Origin of the sequence: Variovorax sp. E3 (genome assembly GCF_016082275.1) — a bacterium.
Taxonomy (GTDB): domain Bacteria; phylum Pseudomonadota; class Gammaproteobacteria; order Burkholderiales; family Burkholderiaceae_C; genus Variovorax.
In genome coordinates this window covers 26,743-45,455 of the sequence record NZ_MOWM01000052.1, presented here as the reverse complement: position 1 = coordinate 45,455, position 18,713 = coordinate 26,743, and the positions used below count along the sequence as shown (strand labels likewise).

At 67.9% G+C, this 18,713-nt stretch carries 15 protein-coding genes and 6 pseudogenes; 11 read left to right on the top strand and 10 right to left on the bottom strand.

The features are described from left to right. The 3 genes and pseudogenes from BMG07_RS19225 to BMG07_RS19215 all read right to left on the bottom strand — a co-directional run. The coding region (locus BMG07_RS19225; RefSeq protein ID WP_198085898.1) for a lytic transglycosylase domain-containing protein at positions 1 to 880 on the bottom strand (880 nt) is incomplete at its 3' end. A gap of 14 nt (positions 881 to 894) precedes the next feature. Continuing rightward, a pseudogene (locus BMG07_RS19220) lies at positions 895 to 2,890 on the bottom strand (DNA topoisomerase IV subunit B). A gap of 57 nt (positions 2,891 to 2,947) precedes the next feature. Further along, positions 2,948 to 3,837 (bottom strand): annotated as a pseudogene (locus BMG07_RS19215) (LysR family transcriptional regulator). 50 nt (positions 3,838 to 3,887) lie between these two features. Here BMG07_RS19215 and BMG07_RS19210 point away from each other — a divergent pair. The 7 genes and pseudogenes from BMG07_RS19210 (at position 3,888) to BMG07_RS19180 (ending at position 10,217) form a co-directional block, all read left to right on the top strand. Beyond that, positions 3,888 to 5,140 (top strand): annotated as a pseudogene (locus tag BMG07_RS19210) (MFS transporter). 110 nt (positions 5,141 to 5,250) lie between these two features. Further along, complete coding sequence (locus tag BMG07_RS19205) at positions 5,251 to 6,474, top strand: MFS transporter (protein ID WP_198085897.1); 1,224 nt, start codon at positions 5,251 to 5,253, stop codon at positions 6,472 to 6,474. 18 nt (positions 6,475 to 6,492) lie between these two features. After that, entirely contained in the window at positions 6,493 to 6,633 is a 141-nt protein-coding gene (locus BMG07_RS19200) for a hypothetical protein (RefSeq protein WP_198085896.1), read from the top strand. Between the two features lie 28 nt (positions 6,634 to 6,661). Then, the gene (locus BMG07_RS19195; RefSeq protein ID WP_198085895.1) at positions 6,662 to 7,234 is read left to right on the top strand and encodes a bifunctional 2-polyprenyl-6-hydroxyphenol methylase/3-demethylubiquinol 3-O-methyltransferase UbiG; all 573 of its coding nucleotides are present in this window, start codon (positions 6,662 to 6,664) and stop codon (positions 7,232 to 7,234) included. 43 nt (positions 7,235 to 7,277) lie between these two features. Next, positions 7,278 to 8,204: a 4-hydroxy-tetrahydrodipicolinate synthase gene (dapA, locus tag BMG07_RS19190; RefSeq protein ID WP_374221300.1), complete on the top strand. Its 927-nt coding sequence runs from the start codon at positions 7,278 to 7,280 to the stop codon at positions 8,202 to 8,204. Positions 8,205 to 8,344: 140 nt separating this feature from the next. Further along, positions 8,345 to 9,435, top strand: a pseudogene (gene bamC / locus BMG07_RS19185) (outer membrane protein assembly factor BamC). Between the two features lie 5 nt (positions 9,436 to 9,440). Beyond that, the gene (locus BMG07_RS19180; protein WP_198085894.1) at positions 9,441 to 10,217 is read left to right on the top strand and encodes an MBL fold metallo-hydrolase; all 777 of its coding nucleotides are present in this window, start codon (positions 9,441 to 9,443) and stop codon (positions 10,215 to 10,217) included. An 85-nt stretch (positions 10,218 to 10,302) separates the two neighbouring features. Here BMG07_RS19180 and BMG07_RS19175 read toward each other — a convergent pair whose 3' ends face one another. The 3 genes and pseudogenes from BMG07_RS19175 to BMG07_RS19165 form a co-directional block, all read right to left on the bottom strand. After that, positions 10,303 to 10,590 (bottom strand): hypothetical protein, encoded by a 288-nt coding sequence (locus tag BMG07_RS19175; protein WP_198085893.1) that lies wholly within the window; start codon positions 10,588 to 10,590, stop codon positions 10,303 to 10,305. Positions 10,591 to 10,684: 94 nt separating this feature from the next. Beyond that, positions 10,685 to 11,187: pseudogene (locus BMG07_RS19170) on the bottom strand (hypothetical protein). After that, positions 11,177 to 12,324: pseudogene (locus BMG07_RS19165) on the bottom strand (JmjC domain-containing protein). The pseudogenes BMG07_RS19170 and BMG07_RS19165 overlap by 11 nt, the downstream one beginning before the upstream one ends. Positions 12,325 to 12,338: 14 nt before the next feature. Between BMG07_RS19165 and BMG07_RS19160 the strand changes: the two are divergent. Then, positions 12,339 to 12,863, top strand: a complete 525-nt coding sequence (locus BMG07_RS19160; RefSeq protein WP_198085892.1) for a peptidylprolyl isomerase — start codon at positions 12,339 to 12,341, stop codon at positions 12,861 to 12,863. An 80-nt stretch (positions 12,864 to 12,943) separates the two neighbouring features. Here BMG07_RS19160 and BMG07_RS19155 read toward each other — a convergent pair whose 3' ends face one another. The 4 genes from BMG07_RS19155 to coaBC form a co-directional block, all read right to left on the bottom strand. Continuing rightward, complete coding sequence (locus BMG07_RS19155) at positions 12,944 to 13,444, bottom strand: glycine zipper 2TM domain-containing protein (protein ID WP_198085891.1); 501 nt, start codon at positions 13,442 to 13,444, stop codon at positions 12,944 to 12,946. Positions 13,445 to 13,616: 172 nt separating this feature from the next. Continuing rightward, positions 13,617 to 14,063: a dUTP diphosphatase gene (gene dut / locus BMG07_RS19150; RefSeq protein WP_081267218.1), complete on the bottom strand. Its 447-nt coding sequence runs from the start codon at positions 14,061 to 14,063 to the stop codon at positions 13,617 to 13,619. After that, positions 14,064 to 14,540, bottom strand: a complete 477-nt coding sequence (locus BMG07_RS19145; RefSeq protein ID WP_269759167.1) for a hypothetical protein — start codon at positions 14,538 to 14,540, stop codon at positions 14,064 to 14,066. Continuing rightward, on the bottom strand, positions 14,540 to 15,763 hold the full coding sequence (gene coaBC / locus BMG07_RS19140; protein WP_198085890.1) for a bifunctional phosphopantothenoylcysteine decarboxylase/phosphopantothenate--cysteine ligase CoaBC: 1,224 nt from the start codon (positions 15,761 to 15,763) through the stop codon (positions 14,540 to 14,542). The genes BMG07_RS19145 and coaBC overlap by 1 nt, the downstream gene beginning before the upstream one ends. A gap of 123 nt (positions 15,764 to 15,886) precedes the next feature. On the opposite strand from coaBC, the gene BMG07_RS19135 reads away from it, so the two are divergent. From BMG07_RS19135 to BMG07_RS19125, 3 genes are read left to right on the top strand one after another with little or no spacing between them, the layout of a single operon-like run. Further along, entirely contained in the window at positions 15,887 to 17,566 is a 1,680-nt protein-coding gene (locus BMG07_RS19135) for a CTP synthase (RefSeq protein WP_198085889.1), read from the top strand. Beyond that, positions 17,563 to 18,420 (top strand): 3-deoxy-8-phosphooctulonate synthase, encoded by an 858-nt coding sequence (gene kdsA / locus BMG07_RS19130; RefSeq protein ID WP_198085888.1) that lies wholly within the window; start codon positions 17,563 to 17,565, stop codon positions 18,418 to 18,420. Before BMG07_RS19135 ends, kdsA begins: the two co-directional genes overlap by 4 nt. Beyond that, on the top strand, positions 18,417 to 18,707 hold the full coding sequence (locus BMG07_RS19125; protein WP_198085887.1) for a DUF1330 domain-containing protein: 291 nt from the start codon (positions 18,417 to 18,419) through the stop codon (positions 18,705 to 18,707). The genes kdsA and BMG07_RS19125 overlap by 4 nt, the downstream gene beginning before the upstream one ends. Positions 18,708 to 18,713 lie beyond the last annotated feature (6 nt).

Here is an 18,713-nt window from a genome sequence, read left to right as displayed (position 1 = left end):
TCGTGGACGAGACCGGCACTTCGGGCATGTAGGGAGAGGTGGGCACGTCGGAGGGCACCGGCAATGACGGCAATGACGGCAGGGGCGTGGGCTGCTCGGGCGGCATGTTGCCGCGGCCGACGGCGCCGCCCATTTCCATGCGCACGCGCCCCGGCGACTTGCCGCCGATGCGCCCCGTGGTCACGCCGGGCTTCAGGTACGCATACAGCTGCAGCACGGTCTGCACGTAGTTCTGCGTTTCCTTGTAGTTCGGGATCTTGTTGCCCGCGCGCTGCACGGCGCCCTCGCCCGCGTTGTAGGCCGCGAGCGCCAGCTCGATCTGGCCCGGGAACATGGCGATCAGGTCGCGCAGGTAGCGCGAGCCGGCGGCAATGTTGATGCGCGGGTCGAACAGCTTTTTCTCGATGGTCGTGCGCTTGTCGGCCGACACGCCGTAGCGCTGCGCGGTGGCGGGCATGAGCTGCATCAGGCCCATCGCGCCCTTGGGCGAGACGGCCTGCGCATCGAAGCCCGACTCGGTGGCGACCAGCGCCTGCAGCAGCTCGTAGTCGATGGCGTGCTTGCTCGACGCGTCGCGCAGCGCGGCCTTGGCGGTCTTGTAGCCGGGCGAGGCCTCGAACATGGCCAGCAGCGACTGCGAGGCGGCCGGCACCTTGCCGTCGATGCCGCGCACGCCGCGCCCCAGCGGAGAGATGCCTTGGGCGGTGTCGAAGCTCTGGCCGCCACGAAAGAAGATCTGGTAGCGCTCGTCGATCTTCTCGGAGGCGAAGTGCGCCACGCCCTTGCTGTCGATGTAGCCGTAGATGTCAGCGGCGTGCGCAAGTCCCTGCTGCGTGAGCAACAGGAAAGCCAATAGCAACGAACGCTTGAAAGCTGACATGCGTGGTGGAGAAATCAAACATCGATGTCGACATCGTCGGCGCGCAACTCCATGAGTTCGCGCCGCGCGGCCGCTTCGCCCTTGCCCATGAGCTTGGTGATCTCGCCCTGGGTGGACGTGAAGTCGAACCGCCCCAATTGGACCTGCATCAGGCGGCGGGTGTCTGGATTGAGCGTGGTTTCCCACAATTGTTCCGCGCTCATTTCGCCCAGGCCCTTGAAGCGGCTGATGCTCCAGGCGCCTTCGCGCACGCCGTCTTTACGCAATTTGTCGAGCGTGGCGGTCAGTTCGCCCTCGTCCAGCGCATAGACCTTGGAGGCCGGCTTCTTGCCGCGCGCGGGCGCATCGACCCGGAACAATGGCGGCTTCGCGACATAGACGTGGCCGGTTTCGATGAGCTTGGGAAAGTGGCGGAAGAACAGCGTGAGCAGCAGCACCTGGATGTGCGAGCCGTCCACGTCGGCATCGCTCAGGATGCAGATCTTGCCGTAGCGCAGGCCGCTCATGTCGGGCGAGTCGTTGGGGCCGTGGGGGTCGACGCCCACCGCCACCGAGATGTCGTGGATTTCGGTGTTGGCAAAGAGCCGGTCGCGCTCGACTTCCCAGGTGTTGAGCACCTTGCCGCGCAGCGGCAGGATGGCCTGGCTTTCCTTGTCGCGGCCCATCTTGGCGCTGCCGCCGGCGGAGTCGCCCTCGACCAGGAAGACTTCGTTGTGGCTGATGTCCTTGCTCTCGCAGTCGGTCAGCTTGCCGGGCAGCACGGCCACGCCGGAGCCCTTGCGCTTCTCGACCTTCTGGCCGGCGCGCTGGCGCGTCTGCGCGGCCTTGATGGCCAGTTCGGCCAGCTTCTTGCCGTAGTCGACGTGCTGGTTGAGCCACAGCTCCAGCGCAGGGCGCACGAAGCTGGACACCAGGCGCACGGCGTCGCGCGAGTTCAGGCGCTCCTTGATCTGGCCCTGGAACTGGGGGTCGAGCACCTTGGCGCTGAGCACGTACGAGGCGCGCGCGAACACGTCCTCGGGCAGCAGCTTCACGCCCTTGGGCAGCAGCGAATGCAGCTCGATGAAGCCCTTCACGGCGGTGAACAGGCCGTCGCGCAGGCCGCTTTCGTGGGTGCCGCCGGCGCTGGTGGGAATCAGGTTGACGTAGCTCTCGCGCACCGGTTGGCCGTCTTCGGTGAAGGCCACGCACCAGTCGGCGCCCTCGCCTTCGGCGAAGTTGTCGGCGTTCTTGTCGGCATGGCCGCTGCCTTCGAACAGCGGAATGACCGGGTCGCCGTTGAGCGTCTGCATGAGGTAGTCGCTCAAGCCGCCCTTGTAGAGCCACTGCTGGCTTTCCTTGGTCTTCTCGTTGGTGAGCGTGACGCTCACGCCGGGCATCAGCACGGCCTTGCTGCGCAGCAGGTGCGTGAGCTCGCCCATGGGCAGCGCGGCGGTCTCGAAGTACTTGGCGTCGGGCCAGGCGCGCACGGTGGTGCCCTGCTTGCGTTCGCCGGCTTCGAGCTTGCGGATTTCGAGCGCCTCGATCACGTCGCCGGCGCTGAAGGCCAGCTTGGCGACGGAGCCTTCGCGGTGCGAGGTGACTTCGAGCCGCTTGGACAGCGCGTTGGTCACCGACACGCCCACGCCGTGCAGGCCGCCCGAGAAGCTGTAGGCGCCGCCCGAGCTTGTCGAACTTGCCGCCGGCGTGCAGCCGCGTGAACACAAGCTCGACCACGGGAGCCTTTTCTTCGGGGTGCAGGCCGAAGGGAATGCCGCGGCCGTCGTCTTCGATGCTGACGGAGCCGTCGATGTGCAGCGTGACCTTGATCTTCTTGCCGTAGCCCGCGAGCGCCTCGTCGGCGGCGTTGTCGAGCACTTCCTGAATGATGTGCAGCGGGTTGTCGGTGCGGGTGTACATGCCCGGGCGCTGCTTGACGGGCTCGAGGCCCTTGAGCACGCGGATGGAGCCTTCCGAGTAGCCGGAAGATTCGGACGATGAATTGGGGGGAGTCTTGGGGGGAGTCGCCATGGGGGCGGATTGTAGTCAGTGGCCGGGAAATAACTGGATACCCATACAGGAAACGTCTTACGGCACGAACATGCGGGCGCCGAGAAAGTCGATGAAGGCCCGCAGCTTGGGCGACGGATGCCGCCCCGAAGGCCACAGCACGCCCAGGCCGATGCTGTGCGGCCGCACATGATCGACCAGCACGCTTTGCAGTTGGCCCGAGGCCAGCGCCTCGCGCACGCAAAAGTCCGGCAACAAGGCGATGCCGCGGCCGCGCAGCGCGAAGCACAGGCGGGTTTCCATGTTGTTGCAGATCATCGAGACGGGGGGCCGGGCCTCGGCGCCGTCGGGCGCGGGCTCCAGCGGCCAGACCTCCACCTTGCCGGTGGCCGGGTAGCGGTAGTGAAGGCAGGCGTGGGCCGCGAGGTCGGCCGGCACGAGCGGCGTGCCACGGCGCGCCAGGTAGTCGGGCGAGGCCACCAGCAGCTGCGAGAACTGGCCGAGCCGTCGCACCGAGAGCCGCGAATCGGCCAGCTCGCCGGTGCGCACCACGCGTCGAAGCCTTCCTCGATGACGTCGACCAGCCGGTCGCTGAAGTCGAGGTCGAGCTCGACCTCGGGGTACTCGCGCATGAAGTCGGCCAACAGCGGCAACACGAGCGAGCTGACCAGCGGCAGGCTCACGCGCAGCTTGCCGCGCGGCGAGCCGGCCGACTGCGACAGCTCCTGCTCGGCGGCCTCGATCTCGGCCAGCACGCGGCGGCTGCGCGCCAGGAACAGCGCGCCCTCGGCGGTGAGCGTGATGCTGCGCGTGCTGCGGTGGAACAGCCGCACGCCCAGCCGCTCCTCGAGCCGGGCCACGCGCTTGCCGACTGCGGACGCGGACACGCCGAGCGCGCGGCCGGCGGTGACGAAGCTGCGGGTCTCGGCCACCTGGACGAAGACGGTGAAGCCGCTGAGGGTGTCCATGAATGAAGGCTTCCATTGCGGACTTTCATGTCCGCATTGAGTGGAACTGTATCCCCCTTTTTCCGGAGTCGGCTTCTTCCTATCGTTGGCCGCATGTCATTCCCCAACGAAACCCCCACCCCTTCCAGGCCCGGCTCCCGCTGTCGGGCCTGCTCGCGCTGGCCGCCGCGAGCTTCATCACCATCCTCACCGAGGCCATGCCGGCCGGCCTGCTACCGCAGATCGGCGCGAGCCTGGACATCACGCCCGCACTGGTCGGCCAGCTGGTGACGGTGTACGCGCTCGGCTCGCTGGTCGCGGCCATTCCGCTGGTGGCGTTCACGCGCGGCTGGCGGCGGCGTCCGCTGCTGATGCTGGCGATCGGCGGCTTCGCGATCGTCAACACCGTGACCGCGCTGTCGCACAGCTACCCGCTGACGCTGGCCGCCCGCTTCTTCGCCGGCGTGTTCGCCGGCCTGCTCTGGGCGCTGGTGGCCGGGCACGCGGGGCGCATGGTGCCGCCGTCGATGCAAGGCCGCGCCATCGCGGTGGCCATGCTGGGCGCGCCGCTGGCGCTGTCGCTGGGCATTCCGGCGGGCACGCTGCTGGGCACGGGCGTGGGCTGGCGCCCGGCGTTCCTCGTGATGTCGGCGCTGTCGGTGCTGCTGCTGGGCTGGGTGCGCTGGCAGGTGCCCGACTTTCCCGGGCAGGAAGCCGGCCGCCGGCAAAGCGTGAAGCGCGTGTTCCTGCTGCCGGGCGTGCGGCCGGTGCTGGGCGTGATGCTGGCCTTCGTGCTCGCGCACAACATCCTGTACACCTACATCGCGCCGTTCCTGGTGCATGCCGGGCTGGGCGCGCGCGTCGACCTGGTGCTGCTGGTGTTCGGCACCGCGTCGCTGGCGGGCATCTGGGTGACGGGCGTGCTGATCGACCGCTGGCTGCGCGAGCTGGTGCTGGCGAGCACGGCCGTGTTCGGGCTCACGGCGCTGCTGCTGGGCACGGCGGCGGGGTCGGCGGCGGCCGTGTACCTGGGCGTGGCCGTCTGGGGGCTGGCCTACGGCGGCGCGGGCACGCTGTTCCAGACGGCTTCGGCGCAGGCGGCCGGCGAGTCGGCGGACGTGGCGCAGTCGATGGTGGTCACGGTGTGGAACATCGCCATCGCGGGGGCGGGCTGATCGGCGGCGTGCTGCTGCAGGGCGGCGGCGCGGGCGTGCTGCCGTGGTCGCTGCTGGTGCTGCTGGCGCCGGCGTTGTGGCTCACATGGCGGGCCTGCGCGCACGGCTTCCCCGGCGCGCGCGCTGTCGCCGGCGCGACAGCACCCTGACGCCGCGCGGCTTTGATGCGCCCACCGCATTGAAACCGCGCCGATAAATCATCAATGGCTTTGGCCGCCGGGGCGCCTGCCAAAGCAGCCAAGTCGCTACATTCGACGCCATGCAAGCCGCCGCCCGCCCCCTCTCGATCAAGCAAGTCCTGTTCTGCGGGGCGATGATCGTCACGCTCTCGATGGGCATCCGCCACGGCTTCGGCCTCTGGCTGCAGCCCATCACGCAGGCGCAGGACTGGAACCGCCAGACCTTCTCGTTCGCGCTGGCGATCCAGAACCTGTCGTGGGGCATCTTCGGCGTGTTTGCGGGCATGCTGGCCGACCGCTTCGGCGCGTTCAAGGTGCTGATCGGCGGCTCGGTGCTCTACGCACTGGGGCTGTTCGGCATGGCGCATTCACCGACGCCGCTGCTCTTTACGCTGAGCGCGGGCGTGCTGATCGGCGCGGCGCAGGCGGGCTCGACCTACGCGGTGATCTACGGCGTGATCGGGCGGCAGATTCCGGCCGAGCGGCGCTCGTGGGCCATGGGCGTGGCAGCCGCTGCCGGCTCGTTCGGGCAGTTCCTGATGGCACCCATCGAGGGCCGGCTGATCGGCCACCTGGGCTGGCAGACGGCGCTGGCCGTGCTGGCGGTGCTGGTGCTGGTCATCATTCCGCTGGCCTTCGGCCTGCGCGAACCCCGGACCGAGGCGCTGGCCGGGCACCGCGACCAGTCGGTGCTGCAGGCCGTGGGCGAGGCCTTCCGCTACCCGAGCTTCGGGCTGCTGATGGCGGGGTACTTCGTGTGCGGCTTCCAGCTGGCGTTCATCGGCATCCACATGCCGACCTACCTGCGCGACAAGAGCCTGCCGGCCGACGTGGCGGGCTATGCGCTGGCGCTGATCGGGCTGTTCAACGTGTTCGGCACCTACACCGTCGGGCTGCTGGGGCAGACGCTGGCCAAGCGCAAGATCCTGGCGGCGATCTATTTCGCGCGGGCGGTGTCGATCGCGCTGTTCCTGCTGGCGCCGATCTCGCCCATGAGCGTGTACGTGTTCTCGGCGGCCATGGGCTTCCTGTGGCTGTCGACCGTGCCGGCGACCAACGCCATCGTGGCGGGCATCTTCGGGGTGGCGCACCTGTCGATGCTCAGCGGCTTCGTGTTCCTGAGCCACCAGGTCGGCTCGTTCCTGGGCGTGTGGCTGGGCGGCTACCTGTACGACACCACGGGCAGCTACGACATCGTCTGGTACATCGCCATCGCGCTGGGCGTGTTCGCGGCGCTGATCAACCTGCCGGTGAAGGAAAGCGCCATTGCCCGGGTGCCCCGGCCGCTGGGCGCCGCCGGCTGATTGCGTATAAAGAGGGCCATGACTCCGCAGATGCGCCACCACATCGTTCACGCCGGCTGGCTGGCCGCCGCGCTGGCAGTGCTGGGCGGCGTGTTCGCGATGTACGTGCATCCGGACTTCCTGGTGACGCTGGTCGACCAGATCTGGTCGTGCTTCTGACCCCTCCTCTCTTTTCCTCCGATCGGCAATGACAGACGCTGCAGCAACCGCGCACGGCACGGGCGCGCCTTCCGCATGGATCGTGCGCTGGTCGCACCTGCTCGCACCGGGCGCCACGGTGCTGGACGTGGCCTGCGGGTCGGGGCGGCACATGCGCTGGTTCGCGGCACGCGGCCATGCCGCGACCGGTGTCGACCGCTCGCCCGAGGCCGTCGCGGCGGCGGGCGCCTTCGGCCAGGTGGTCGAGGCCGACATCGAATCGGGCCCATGGCCCTTCGCGGGCCGGGGCTTCGGCGGCGTGGTCGTCACCCACTACCTCTGGCGCCCGCGCCTGGCCGACATCGTGGCCGCCGTGGCGCCGGGCGGCCTGCTGCTCTACGAGACCTTCGCCGCGGGCAACGAAACCGTGGGCAAGCCCTCGCGCCCCGACTTCCTGCTGCAACCGGGCGAGCTGCTCGCCGCCTGCGCCGGCCTGCGAGTGGTGGCTTACGAAGACGGCTTCGAGCCCGAACCGGCCCGCTTCGTACAGCGTATCGCCGCCATCCGGGAAGCCGCAAGCGCCCCGGGCCAGCCGCCCCGCCGCCTCCTTAAGGGAAACTGAGGGGGGCGGCCCCCGTGTTTTCGCGGGCCCTGGAGTAAGTAGAATCGGCGCTTTCGTCCACCGACAAAGAGATTCCCCCTTGGAGCAACTGACAGGCAGCATCGTCGCGCTCGTCACGCCGATGCACGACGACGGCAGTGTCGACTACCCCGCCCTGCGGCGGCTCATTGACTGGCACATCGACGAAGGCACCGACTGCCTCGGCGTGGTCGGCACCACCGGCGAGTCGCCGACGGTCGATGTCGAAGAGCACTGCGAAATCATCCGTGTCTCGGTCGAGCAGGCCAAGGGCCGCGTGCCCGTCATGGCCGGCTGCGGCGCCAATTCGACCAAGGAAGCCATCGAGCTCGCCAAGTTCGCCAAGGGCGTGGGCGCCGACTCGCAGCTCCAGGTCGTGCCGTACTACAACAAGCCGACGCAAGAAGGCCAGTACCAGCATTTCAAGGCCATCGCCGAAGCCGTGGGCGACCTGCCCGTGGTGCTCTACAACGTGCCCGGCCGCACCGTGGCCGATATGGCGCACGACACCGTGCTGCGCCTGGCGCAGGTGCCCGGCATCATCGGCATCAAGGAAGCCACCGGCAACATCGAGCGGGCCCAGTGGCTCATTCGCGACCTGCCGAAGAACTTTGCCGTCTACTCCGGCGACGACCCGACCGCGGTCGCGCTCATGCTCTGCGGCGGCCAGGGCAACATCAGCGTCACGGCCAACATCGCGCCGCGCAAGATGCACGAGCTGTGCGTCGCCGCGCTGGCGGGCGACGTCAAGCGCGCCATGCAGATCCAGTTCGAACTGATGCCGCTGCACCGCAACCTGTTCGTCGAGCCCAATCCGATCCCGCTCAAGTGGGCCATGGCCAGGCTCGGCCTGTGCGGCGGCGCGCTGCGGCTGCCGCTCACCGAACTCGGCGAAGCGAGCCGTCCGGCGGTCGAGGGCGCCCTGCGCGCCACCGGCCTGCTCAAGAACTGAGCCCCACCCCCAACCCATTTCCGATCTGCCTTTTCCCTGGCCGCAACAAGGTTAAGCAACCTTTTGCCCGAACCGTGCTCTGAGATGGCGGGCACTGCGGCCCATAGATTGACCGAACCATTCCAACAAGGAAGACGACGTTGAAGAACCTTTCGCAACTTTCGCGATTTGCACTGCTGGCCACCCTGGTTGCCAGCCTTGCCGCCTGCTCCGTCCTCGAGGGCGACAAGATCGACTACAAGAGCGCGGGCAAGGCCCCGACGCTCGAAGTCCCACCCGATCTCTCGCAACTCTCGCGCGACAACCGCTACGCAGTCCCCGGCGGTGCCGTGACGGCCAACGCCTACCAGGCCGGCATTGCCAACGCCCCGGGCATTCCCACCGCCGTGAGCAACATCGGCGACGTCAAGATGGAGCGCTCGGGCACGCAGCGCTGGATCGTCGTCAACCGCACGCCCGACCAACTGTGGGAACCCGTGCGCGACTTCTGGCAGGAAAGCGGCTTCCTGCTGACCACCGACCAGCGCAACCTGGGCATCATGGAAACCGACTGGGCCGAGAACCGCGCCAAGCTGCCGCAGGACATCATCCGCGGCACGCTGGGCAAGCTGGTCGACTCGGTCTACTCGACCGGCGAACTCGACCGCTTCCGCACCCGCCTGGAACGCACGCCCACCGGCACCGAGATCTTCATCAGCCACCGCGGCATGCAAGAGGTCTACAACAACTCGCGCCAGGACCAGACCGTGTGGCAGCCGCGCCCGAGCGATCCTGAACTCGAGACCGAATTCCTGCGCCGCCTGATGGTCAAGCTCGGCGTCTCGCAAGAGCAGTCGAAGATCCTGGCCGCCACCACGCACCGGCGCGCACCGCCACCGTCGCCAAGGTCGGCAACCAGCCGGTCGTGCAGATCAGTGAAGGCTTCGACCGCGCATGGCGCCGTGTCGGCCTGGCCCTGGACCGCACCGGCTTCACCGTCGAAGACCGCGACCGCAGCGCCGGCCTGTACTACGTGCGCTACGTGACGCCGAACCCCGACAAGAAGGAGCCCGGCTTCTTCGGCAAGCTGTTCAGCGGCTCGAGCAAGGCGGAAGCGCCGATCAAGTTCCGCATCGCGGTCAAGAGCCAGGGCGAAAGCACCACGGTTGCCGTGTTGAACGAAGCCGGCGCGCCCGAAACCTCGGCCAACGCCGAGCGCATCGTCAAGGTCATCGCCGACGACCTGAAGTAACCCGCATGCTCCGCTTCCGAAGTCTCGGCAGCGGCAGCACGGGCAATGCCGCGCTGGTCGAAGCGACCAGCGGCGGCCGCACCTCTCGCATGCTGGTCGACTGCGGCTTCGGCCTCAAGCAGCTCGACCTGCGGCTGGCCCAGGCGGGCCTTGCCGCCAGCGACATCGATGCCGTCTTCGTCACGCACGAGCATGGCGACCACATCGGTTGTGCCCACTCGCTGTCGCGGCGCAGCCGCATTCCCGTCTGGATGAGCGAAGGCACGTGGCTCGCCACTGGCGGGCGCGATTTCGAAGGCCGCCTGAACCTCGCGCGCGACGACGCCGAGTTCGCGGTCGGCGACATCTGCGTGCAGCCCTTCACCGTTCCCCACGACGCGCGCGAGCCGCTGCAGCTGCGCTGCACCGACGGCAATCGCACGCTCGGTGTGCTGACCGATCTCGGCCATGCCACGGCCCACGTGCTGGCGCGCCTGAGCGGCGTGCACGCGTTGCTGCTGGAGTTCAACCACGACAGCGACCTGCTCGCGAACTCGGCCTACCCGGCCTTTCTCAAGCACCGCGTGGGCGGCAACTACGGCCACCTGTCGAACACCGCAGCCGCCGACATCGCGCGCGCGGTGCTGCACGACGGGCTGCGCCATGTGGTCGCGGCCCATCTCAGCGAGCAGAACAACCGGCCCGAGATCGTGCGCCGCCTGATGGCCGAGGCACTGGGCGGCAACGAGGCCGAGATGCTCACCGCCAGCGCGGCCGAGGGCTCGCCCTGGCTCGACGTCTGAGCCGCGCCGCCCTCTTCCTCACGCTGCGCTAATAAAAAAAGCCGCCTCATGGCGGCTTCTTTCATGGCGAATGCCAGGGCCTTGCTTATTGCTTGGGCGCTTCATTCTTCTTTGCGGCCTCGGTGGCTGCGTTCGCGGCGTCGAGCGCGGACGAAGCACCAGGTGCCGGCGTTGTCGATGCGGCCGGATCGGCGGCGGCGGGCACGGGTGTCGCGTCGGAAGACGGCGCGGGCGCTGGAGCGGGCGCGGGTTCGGTCACGGGCGCAGGAGGCGGCGTCACGACAGCCGGCGCTGCATCCTCCTTCTTTCCGCAGGCGACGAGCGCGGCAGCGGCAATCAGCGAGGCGATCAGGACGGACGATGACTTCTTCATGGAATCTCCTTTGGCAATGAAGGTCTGGAACGAAAAAATTCTAGACCTGCATCTCCGCGCGAATATGTCTCGCGGCCGGATTCGCGGCATTGGCTTACAAGCCGAGCGTCGATGCCGCGAAGGCGGGCCGCGCGATGCGCCAGCATTCGTCAATCGTCTCGCGCAAGGCGCGGCGCGCCTGCGCATCGGTGCCGCTCACGCCACGGCCGCGCTCGGGATCGATGCGATGCACGAACCACGTGGGCGTCCAGATGGCACTGGGCACTTCAGCGCCCGCGGCCTTGCCGGTGGCGCGGCATTCGACGATGTGGTCCCACATGCGGCGCCACGGCACGAAGCGCGCATGACCGCGTTCGAGCACGTCGAAGCGCTGCGCCAGCATCACGAAGCGGCGGCCGCTGCCCGACCAGGCCTGCAGCGCCTCGATGCTCGCGCGCTCGCCGAGCGGCCAGTCGGCGAAGTCGGGGTCGCTGAAGACGATCTCTTTCCAGCCCTCGCGCGCGGCGGCCGACAGTGCCGTGCGCAAGATTGCATCGAGGCCTCGCGGCCGTCGAAGCGCCCTTCGCTCAGTGGCTGTACGGCGTCGTCACTCGGCATGGAGCCAGCCTGACTCGCACCACTCGCCGAGCAGCGCCAGCGCGCCTTCGCTGGCACGGGCCAGCTCGCGCGGGCCCAGCGCGCGCTGGTCGGCCAGCCGGCGCATCAGCGTGGCATCGGCCCCGCCCGCGCGGAAGCTCTCGCCGTTGATGTAGATGTGCCGCGTGTCGTAGAGCATGCGCGTGCGCCGGTCGAGCGCCACGCGCTGCATGGCATCGGGCACGGGCACTTGGCCGCCCTCGCCGAACCACACGTTGGCCTTGGGCTCGGTGAGCGATTCGCCGAGCGCGCGGTCGACGGCGTCTGCATCGCGCAGCGCGGCCTCGATGGCCTTGCGCGCGAAGCCCTGCAACGCGGCGGGCATCTGCGCGGGCGCGTCGACGGCCGGCTGCGCGGGGTCGCGATAGCGCGCCAGCTCGGCCGGGCCCGCGTCTCCAGGTCTTCCGAATAGGCCTGCGCCATGCGCGCCAGCAGATCGGCGCCCAGCTCGCCCAATGCGGACGAGCGCAGGCCGATCGAGCAGGTCATGCAGTCGTCACCCACGGCCACGCCGTCGTGCGCGTAGCGCGGCGGCAGGTACAGCATGTCGCCGGGCTCGAGCACGAAGGTCTGCTCGGGCTCGAAGTTCTCGAGGATCTTGAGCGGCACGCCCGGCTGCAGCCGCAGGTCGCTCTGCTTGCCGATGGACCAGCGCCGGCGCCCCTGCGCCTGCAGCAGGAACACGTCGTAGCTGTCGAAATGCGCGCCCACGCCGCCGGTGTCGCTCGCGTAGCTGATCATCAGGTCGTCCAGGCGGGCGTCGGGCAGGAAACGAAACTGCCGCAACAGTTCGTGCACGCCCTCGTGGTGCAGGTCGACGCCCTGCACCAGCATCGTCCAGCCCGGCTGCTTGAGCGGCGGCAGGGCGCGGCGCGGCAGCGGGCCGTGCTTGAGCGTCCAGCCGGCCTTGCCATGCCGGATCAGGCGAGACTCGACTTCTTCCTGTTCGGCCAGCGCGAACAGCGCGCCGCGCTCGATCGGTGGCACCATGGCGGGAATGGCCTGGCGAACCAGCAAGGGCTTTTTCTGCCAGTACCGCCGCATGAACTGCGCGGCGCTCAGGCCGCCGAGCAACGGCAGCGGTTGATTAATCTCCATGGGAGAATTCTGCAATGGAAATCTCTGAACAATGCGTGGTCGGCTTGACCTGGACGATGAAAGACACGCTCGGCGACGTGCTGGACGTGCTCGAGGAGCCGGTGGAATTCATGGTGGGCGGCGACGATCTCTTCGACGTGATCGAAGCGGCCCTGCAGGGCCATGAGCCCGGCGCCCGGGTGCAACTGCAGGTCGAGCCCGAACAGGGCTTCGGCGACTTCAACGACCAGTTGCTCTTCCTGGAGCCGCGCTCGCTGTTTCCCGAAGGCACGGAAGAAGGCATGACCTTCGACGGCTCCGCGCTGCCCAAGGGCGTGAACCCCGACATCCCCAAGGACGCGATCTACACCGTGGCCGAAATCTACCCCGACCACCTGGTGCTGGACGGCAACCATCCGCTGGCCGGCATTGCGATCCGGCTCGACATCACGGTGCGCTCGGTGCGCGAGGCCACGGAAGAAGAAGTCGGCCGCGGCACGGCGGGCACGGGTTTCTTCAAGATCGCGCCCATGGCGCCGGGCAGCGAAACGCTGCACTGACGGCGGCGGGCAAGGCCCGACGCCCATGAAAAAGCCGGGCAGTGCCCGGCTTTTTCATGCCCCGAAGGGTGGTCGGATGCTCACATGCGCGAGATCTGGCCGTTGTCGATGCGCACGCGATCACCAATGCGCAGGTCGCCGGGGCTTTGCACGTCGAACGCGCGGTAGCCGCCGCGATCGGTCTGCACCGACACGCGGTAGGTCTCGTAGGCACGGGGGCCGTTCTGCTGGGCTTCGATGGTGTTGCCCAGCAAGGCGCCGCCGACGATGCCCAGCGCGGTGGCCGCGGCACGGCCGTTGCCGCGGCCGAACTGGTTGCCCACCACGCCGCCGATGACGCCGCCCGCGACAGCGCCGCCGCCGGTCGTGCCGGTGCCGGCCGTTTCGCTGCGCAGCACCTCGATGTTGGCCACATGGCCGTATTCCACGTAGGAGGCTTCGCGGTACTGGATTGCCTGGGGCGGGGCCTGGTAGGGGTAGCGCGAGGTCTGGTAGACCGGCGCCGGCGCCACGCACGCCGAGAGCGTGGCCACGGCCAGCACGGAAGCGGTGACGGAAACGAAGCGCATTGAAATCTTCATGTTGAGAGGCTCCTCGGATAGAACGGTGCAGGAAGGAATGCACCTGCGCGTGTCTAACGCCGCAGCCATCGCCGCGATGACGCAAAACACACGTTGAAACCTTCGAGGCAAACCGGGTCCGGCGGGTTCCGTTCTTTACCGCTCGGACACTCAGTTTCCCTTCAGGATCGGCTCAGTGCTTGCCGGTGGAGCCGTAGCCGCCCTCGCCGCGTTGCGTGGGTGCAAATTCTGTGACCACACGAAACTGCGCCTGCACCACCGGCACGATCACCAGTTGCGCGAGCCGCTCCATCGGGTTCAGCACGAAGGGCGTGTCGCTGCGGTTCCAGGCGCTGATCTTCAGCTCGCCCTGGTAGTCGCTGTCGATCAGGCCCACGAGGTTGCCCAGCACGATGCCGTGCTTGTGGCCCAGCCCCGAGCGCGGAAGGATCATGGCCGCATAGGCCGGATCGGCCAGGTGGATCGCGATGCCGGTGCCCACCAGCTGCCAGCCGTTGGGCTCCAGCGTGATGGGGGCATCGAGGCAGGCCCGCAGGTCGAGGCCGGCGCTTCCGGGGGTGGCATACGCGGGCAATTGATCCACCATGCGTGGATCGAGGATACGGACGTCGACTTTCACTTACTTGCTGCCTTGCTTGTGTTGCTGTTCTCGTTGCTTGCGGGCTGCTTCTTCCAGCACCTGCTGCCATTTGGCGACGCCGGGGGTGAACTTCACGCCCTTCAATCTCTTGCCGAACCACACGGCCACGCCCAGGAGGAGCAGCAGCACGCCGAAAGGCACGCCCGACGCCCACAGGACGAGGAACACCAGCGCGCCGACGACGCCCATCACCTTGAGCACCACCGGGTCGAACCCGCCGGGCTGGGCCTTGGGCATTTCGCCGTCGGGGAACTGGTTCGGCTGCTGCTGTTGTTGCTGCTGCATGGCCGTCGTCACGGGGCCCTGTTGGCCGGGCGAGGTCGTGATGCCGACATCCAGCCCCGGCTCGCCCTCCTTGGCCGCGCGCCTGGGCAGCGCGGCCTGCGCCGACAGCCGCTCGACATAGCGGGCGAAGTCGCCGTCGGGCGGCGTGTTCCATTGGGGATTCAGGTTCATCAGACCCTCCAGTCGGGAAGCCGCGCGGCAATTTCGGTCATCAGTTCGCGCGCCAGCGTGAGCTTGGGCGCGCGCGGCAGTTCGCGCACGCCGTTGGCGTCGACCAGCAGCAGCGCGTTGTCGTCCTGCCCGAAAGTCAGCGGGCCGATGTTGCCGACCAGGAGCGGAATGCCCTTGCGCTCGCGCTTGGCCTTGGCGTGCGCGGCGAGGTTCTCGCTCTCGGCGGCAAAACCCACGCAGAAGAGCTTCTTGGCCTGGGCCCGCTCGCTCTTGGCGACCGTGAGCAGGATGTCGGCGTTCTCCACGAACTCCAGCACCGGCGTCTTGCCGCTGCCGTCCTTCTTGATCTTCTGGTCGCTCTGGGTGGCCGGGCGCCAGTCGGCCACGGCGGCAGTTGCTACGAAAATGCTAGCAAACTCCGCTGCACGGGTGGTGGCTTCGAGCATGTCCTGCGCCGACAGCACGTCGACGCGCGTCACGCCGCGCGGGGTCGGCAGGTGCACCGGGCCGGCCACCAGCGTGACCTCGGCGCCCGCCTCGCGGGCCGCGCGGGCAATGGCAAAGCCCATCTTGCCGGACGAATGGTTGGTGATGCCGCGGATCGGGTCGAGCGCCTCGAAGGTCGGCCCGGCCGTGACCAGCACCTTCTGCCCCGCCAGCAGCTTGGGGCTGAAGAAGGCGGTGATGTCTTCGAGCAGTTGCGCCGGCTCGAGCATGCGCCCGTCGCCGGTCTCGCCGCAGGCCTGCCAGCCGCTGCCCACGCCCAGCACGGTGGCGCCGTCGGCCGACACCTGCATCAGGTTGCGCTGCGTGGCCGGGTGGGCCCACATCTCGCGGTTCATGGCCGGCGCGATCAGGAGCGGAATGCGGTCCATCGGGCGGGCCAGGCACATCAGGCTCAGCAGGTCGTCGGAGCGGCCCTGCACCAGCCGCGCGATGAAGTCGGCGCTGCACGGCGCCAGCACGATCGCATCGGCCTCGCGGCTCAGGTTGATGTGCGGCATGTTGTTGGGCTCGCGCGTGTCCCACTGCGAGGTGTAGACGGTACGCCCCGAAAGCGCCTGCATCGTGACCGGCGTGATGAACTGCTCGGCCGCCTCGGTCATCACGACCTGGACGGTGGCGCCCGCCTTGACGAACAGGCGGCACAGCTCGGCCGACTTGTAGCACGCGATGCCTCCGGTGAGGCCCAGGACGATGTGTTTGCCGGCGAGATCTTGCATGGCCCGTATTGTTGCTCATAGGCCATCGAACAATCGGCAACAAGCCCTTGAGCGCAGGTGTCGCGAAGGGCACACCTATAATCGCAATTTCCCACTGCCCGGATTCACGTATCCGGAACTGGCATGACCAAATTTGTCTTCGTCACCGGTGGTGTCGTATCTTCCCTTGGCAAGGGAATCGCCTCCGCCTCGCTCGCCGCGATCCTCGAATCGCGCGGCCTCCAAGTCACCCTCATCAAGCTCGATCCGTACATCAATGTCGACCCCGGCACGATGTCGCCCTTCCAGCATGGCGAGGTGTTCGTCACCGATGACGGCGCCGAGACCGACCTCGACCTCGGCCACTACGAGCGCTTCATCAACACGCGGATGCGCAAGGCCAACAACTTCACGACCGGCCAGATCTACAAGACCGTGCTCGAGAAGGAACGCCGCGGCGACTACCTGGGCAAGACGGTGCAGGTCATTCCGCATATCACCAACGAGATCCAGGAATACATCAAGCGCGGCGCCGGCATCGGCACGGCGCACGAGGTGGACGTGGCCATCGTCGAAATCGGCGGCACCGTGGGCGACATCGAGTCGCTGCCCTTCCTGGAAGCCGTGCGCCAGATGAGCCTGCGCATGGGCCCGAACAACTCGGCCTTCGTGCACCTGAGCTACGTGCCCTGGATCGCCGCCGCCGGCGAGCTCAAGACCAAGCCCACGCAGCACACCGCGCAGAAGCTGCGCGAAATCGGCATCCAGGCCGACGCCCTGCTGTGCCGCGCCGACCGCCCGATTCCCGACGACGAGCGCGCCAAAATCTCGCTGTTCTCGAACGTGCCCGAGTGGGGCGTCATCTCGATGTGGGACGTGGACACCATCTACAAGGTGCCTCGCATGCTGCACGAACAGGGCCTGGACGGCCTGATCTGCGACAAGCTGCGCATCAACACCCCGCCCGCCAAGCTGCAGCGCTGGGACGACCTGGTCTATGAAGTCGAGCATCCGCAGCAGGAAGTGTCGATTGCCATGGTCGGCAAGTACGTCGACCTGTCGGACAGCTACAAGTCGCTGAACGAAGCCCTGCGCCACGCCGGCATGAAGAACCATGCGCGCGTGAAGATCGACTACATCGACTCCGAGACCATCACCGCGCAGGACGTGTCGCGCCTGGCCAAGTACGACGCCATCCTGGTGCCCGGCGGCTTCGGCCAGCGCGGCGTGGAAGGCAAGATCTCGGCCGCCCGCTTCGCCCGCGAAGGCAAGGTGCCCTACCTGGGCATCTGCCTGGGCATGCAGGTGGCCACCATCGAATACGCCCGCCACGTGGCCGGCCTGAAGAACGCCAACAGCACCGAGTTCGACCCCGAGACGCCCACCCCCGTGATCGCGCTGATCACCGAGTGGAAGGACCGCGACGGCACCGTGAAGACGCGCGACGAAAAGTCCGACCTCGGCGGCACCATGCGCCTGGGCGCGCAAAGCTCCGACGTCACGCCCGGCACGCTGGCCCACAGCATCTACGGCGACGTGGTCACCGAGCGCCACCGCCACCGCTACGAAGCCAACGTCAACTACCTGGACGAGCTGCGCAGTGCCGGCCTCGTGATCTCGGCGCTCACGCAGCGCGAGCACCTGACCGAAATCGTCGAGCTGCCGCAGGACGTGCACCCGTGGTTCATGGGCGTGCAGTTCCACCCCGAGTTCAAGTCGACCCCGTGGGGCGGCCATCCGCTGTTCAACGCCTTCATCAAGGCGGCGCTCGAGCACAAGGACAAGGGCGCCGGCAGCACCAAGACGCTCAAGGCCGTTGCATGAAGCTTTGCGGGTTCGACATCGGGCTGGACAGGCCGTTCTTCCTGATCGCCGGGCCTTGCGTGGTCGAATCGGAGCAATTGCAGATGGACACCGCCGGCACGCTGAAGGAAATCACTTCGGCGCTCGGCATTCCGTTCATCTTCAAGAGCAGCTTCGACAAGGCCAACCGCTCGTCGGGCACCAGCTTTCGCGGCCCGGGCCGCGACAAGGGCCTGGAGATCCTGGCGAAGGTCAAGCGCGAACTCGCCCTGCCCGTGCTGACCGACGTGCACACGCATGAAGACATCGCCGAGGCCGCCAAGGTGGTCGACGTGCTGCAAACGCCCGCCTTCCTGTGCCGCCAGACCGACTTCATTCACGCGGCGGCCCAGTCGGGCAAGCCGGTGAACATCAAGAAGGGCCAGTTCCTCGCGCCGCACGACATGAAGAACGTGATCGACAAGGCACGCGCGGCGGCCCGCGAAGCCGGCCTGCCCGAAGACAACTTCATGGCCTGCGAACGCGGCGCCAGCTTCGGCTACAACAACCTCGTGTCGGACATGCGCTCGCTGGCCATCCTGCGCGAAACGCGGGCGCCGGTGGTGTTCGACGCCACCCACTCCGTGCAACTGCCCGGCGGCCAGGGCACCAGCTCGGGCGGCCAGCGCGAGATGGTGCCGGTGCTGTCGCGCGCCGCGGTGGCGGTGGGCGTGGCCGGTCTCTTCATGGAGACCCACCCCGACCCGGACAAGGCACTGAGCGACGGCCCCAACGCCGTGCCGCTCAAGCACATGAAGGCCCTGCTCGAGACGCTGCTGGCGCTCGACCGGGTCACCAAGAAGAACCCCTTTCTAGAGGACAGCTTTCAGGCATGAGCAGCGGATACGTCATCGCCCACGTCGAGGTCACCAACCCGGCGCAGTACGAGGAATACAAGAAGTGGTCCAGTGCCGCCATGCAGGCGCACGGCGCCGAAGTGTGCGTGCGCGGCGGCCAGGTTCAAGCGCTGGAGGGCGACTGGGCGCCCTCGCGCATCGTCATCCTGAAGTTCCCCAGCTTCGAGAAGGCCAAGGCCTTCTACGAAACGCCCGAGTACCTGAAGGCCCGCGAAGCGCGCGCGGGCGCGGCGGTCATGCGAATGATCGCCGTCGAAGGTTTGTGAACCCGT

Bases quoted from the DNA above. Each gene is read 5' to 3' on its own strand.
- BMG07_RS19145 (WP_269759167.1), bottom strand. From the start codon at position 14,540: ATGAACCTGAATCCCCAATGGAACACGCCGCCCGACGGCGACTTCGCC.
- BMG07_RS19195 (WP_198085895.1), top strand. From the start codon at position 6,662: ATGACAGACGCTGCAGCAACCGCGCACGGCACGGGCGCGCCTTCCGCA.
- BMG07_RS19125 (WP_198085887.1), top strand. From the start codon at position 18,417: ATGAGCAGCGGATACGTCATCGCCCACGTCGAGGTCACCAACCCGGCG.
- BMG07_RS19205 (WP_198085897.1), top strand. From the start codon at position 5,251: ATGCAAGCCGCCGCCCGCCCCCTCTCGATCAAGCAAGTCCTGTTCTGC.
- BMG07_RS19200 (WP_198085896.1), top strand. From the start codon at position 6,493: ATGACTCCGCAGATGCGCCACCACATCGTTCACGCCGGCTGGCTGGCC.
- BMG07_RS19175 (WP_198085893.1), bottom strand. From the start codon at position 10,590: ATGAAGAAGTCATCGTCCGTCCTGATCGCCTCGCTGATTGCCGCTGCC.
- BMG07_RS19180 (WP_198085894.1), top strand. From the start codon at position 9,441: ATGCTCCGCTTCCGAAGTCTCGGCAGCGGCAGCACGGGCAATGCCGCG.
- BMG07_RS19160 (WP_198085892.1), top strand. From the start codon at position 12,339: ATGGAAATCTCTGAACAATGCGTGGTCGGCTTGACCTGGACGATGAAA.
- coaBC (WP_198085890.1), bottom strand. From the start codon at position 15,763: ATGCAAGATCTCGCCGGCAAACACATCGTCCTGGGCCTCACCGGAGGC.
- kdsA (WP_198085888.1), top strand. From the start codon at position 17,563: ATGAAGCTTTGCGGGTTCGACATCGGGCTGGACAGGCCGTTCTTCCTG.
- BMG07_RS19155 (WP_198085891.1), bottom strand. From the start codon at position 13,444: ATGAAGATTTCAATGCGCTTCGTTTCCGTCACCGCTTCCGTGCTGGCC.
- BMG07_RS19135 (WP_198085889.1), top strand. From the start codon at position 15,887: ATGACCAAATTTGTCTTCGTCACCGGTGGTGTCGTATCTTCCCTTGGC.